Annotated in this window: 2 protein-coding genes; both read left to right on the forward strand. The window is 44.9% G+C overall.

Translation table 11 applies throughout. The features are described 5' to 3' along the window. Positions 1-388: 388 nt before the first annotated feature. Positions 389-1,261: a 6-carboxytetrahydropterin synthase gene (locus RIE73_RS28355; RefSeq protein ID WP_446404354.1), complete on the forward strand. Its 873-nt coding sequence runs from the start codon at positions 389-391 to the stop codon at positions 1,259-1,261. A 405-nt stretch (positions 1,262-1,666) separates the two neighbouring features. Beyond that, on the forward strand, positions 1,667-2,182 hold the full coding sequence (locus RIE73_RS28360; protein WP_446404355.1) for a CAAD domain-containing protein: 516 nt from the start codon (positions 1,667-1,669) through the stop codon (positions 2,180-2,182). Positions 2,183-2,445 lie beyond the last annotated feature (263 nt).

Below are 2,445 nucleotides of genomic sequence, written 5' to 3' on the forward strand. Positions count from 1 at the left end.
TTATCTGCCTACTTCCTGCTTCGTGTTTTTATGTAATCCAAGTCGCTTAACGGCTTCTCTCAAAGGAATATCGCCAATCTGAGTAAATTTAAGCCAATATGACCATATAGTATCATACTGGCTGTCTGTTATCAACCTTCAACTACGACGAACATTACCTGCACATCGGTCAAGAACTCTTCAGAATCGCCACCAGCTTGCGCCACGATGCTCAAGAAGCCATCAAGCATCTAAGTTATTAATTATAATAAATTATTAATTCCCTGTTCCCTATTGCCTGTTCCCTATTCCCTGTTCCCTATTCCCTGACCAATGACCAATATTCGTTTATCCTAGAAATAACCTTAATTTACAGAAATTTACAGATTCTGACTTGCATCAAAAACGCATGAAATGCATCATTCACCGCCGCGCCCAGTTCTCCGCCAGTCACCGCTATTGGTTACCCGAACTGAGTGAAGCGGAAAACCAGCAGAAATTTGGTCGAGGTGCCCAGTTTCCTGGTCATGGACACAATTATGTCCTGTTTGTATCCCTTGAAGGTGACCTAGACGAATACGGTATGGTGCAAAACCTATCCCAGGTCAAAAAGGTGATCAAGCAAGAAGTCACCAGCCAATTGGACTATGCCTATCTGAATCATACTTGGCTGGACTTCCAGGAAACCTTACCCACGACCGAAAACATTGCGCGTGTTATCTGGCAAAAGCTATCACCTTATTTACCGCTTGTCAAGATCCAACTGTTTGAACATCCAGAACTTTGGGCTGATTACTTAGGAAACGGAATGGAAGCATATCTCACCCTATCGACTCACTTTAGCGCCGCTCATCGGCTGGCTCATCCCCAACTCAGTTATGACCAAAACTGTGAAATCTACGGCAAATGCGCTCGTCCCAATGGTCACGGACACAATTATCATTTAGAGGTAACCGTAAAAGGGGAAATCGACCCGCGTACAGGGATGATTGTCGATTTGGGAGCATTGCAGAAGGTCATCGATGATTATGTCGTCGAACCTTTTGACCATACCTTCCTGAACAAAGACATCCCCTACTTTGACCAGGTTGTACCGACAGCGGAAAATATTGCCATCTATATTCGGCAATTACTCCAGTCACCGATTCAAAAAGTAGGAGCGAAACTCCATAAAGTTAAACTCATTGAAAGTCCCAATAACTCCTGCGAAGTCTATTGTACAGGTGACACATCATCGGTAGAACCGGACGCGATCGCATCCCCTGTTTTAACATTGGTGTAGAAACGTTAAGGTTGGTGATCTAATCAGTCTCTTGATCACGGCTCAAACCCCTGCCCCCATCTCCCATAGTCGTTGCGAGTATAGATCCCCGGCTTCTTGGAGAAGTCGGGGATCTGGGTGCTGTTTGGCTTCCGGATGCTTCTTTCCCACTCACGTAACGAGTGAATAGAAGAGGGGAACATTGACATTCTCCCACCGTTAAATCAAAGATTGTAGCGGGGTCATTCTCGCTGATTGAGGTAAATGAGCCAGGTATGGCAGAGTTTGAGTATCAGTTTTTTGCTTCCACCGAAGTCATGAGAAAACTTTTGGTAAGATAGGCGAAAGCTTAATATTCTGCCTATTATACCCATCCTGCTCAGACAAACGATAAAATGTCCTACTTGAGGTCACAGTAGAGGAACTATGGAACCGAATCCACAAAAATCTGAATATACTGAGGGTAATCCCCCAGAGGTCAAAACGGCTCAAGCCGACGCTACAAAAAGCCCAGAGTCTAAAGTAGATGTCAATGTTGACCAACCTGGGACAGTCACCCAACTCCCGGCTAACAATCAAGCTAAGCTTCCTGCAGCGGGTCAAACCACAGATCAAGCTTGGCAGGAATGGGTACAGCCCGTATTTGACTTCCTGTCCAAACTTCCGGCGATAATCAGTGCATTTTATTACGAGTACCAACAAGCCATCATTTTGATTGGGCTAGTGATAGCTGGCTTTATCACCGTGTATGTCACCCTAGCTGTACTAGATGCCATTAACGACATTCCCTTATTAGCCCCAATTTTTGAACTGGTCGGGATTGGTTACACTATCTGGTTTATTGCCCGTTATCTTTGGAAAGCCGAAAGTCGCCAAGAATTGGCTCAAGAGTTTGAATCTCTTAAAGGACAATTGCTCGGCAAAGACTCAACTCAGAGTTAACTTGTTCATTATCCCCACCTGAATCTAGGATTGGGGTGGGGATAATTCTAAAAAACCAGTCCTGGGACTTATGAATAAGAGCGGGTTTTGTTGTTCCGTTATTGGTGAGGAGGGCGGGTTTTGTTGTTCCGTTATTGGTGAGGAGGGCGGGTTTTGTTGTTCCGTTATTGGTGAGGAGGGCGGGTTTTGTTGTTCCGTTATTGGTGAGGAGGGCGGGTTTTGTTGTTCCGTTATTTCAGTAATAGCTGACGTTAGTTCCTAAA

Origin of the sequence: Coleofasciculus sp. C1-SOL-03, from assembly GCF_040220555.1 — a bacterium.
GTDB lineage: Bacteria > Cyanobacteriota > Cyanobacteriia > Cyanobacteriales > Coleofasciculaceae > Coleofasciculus.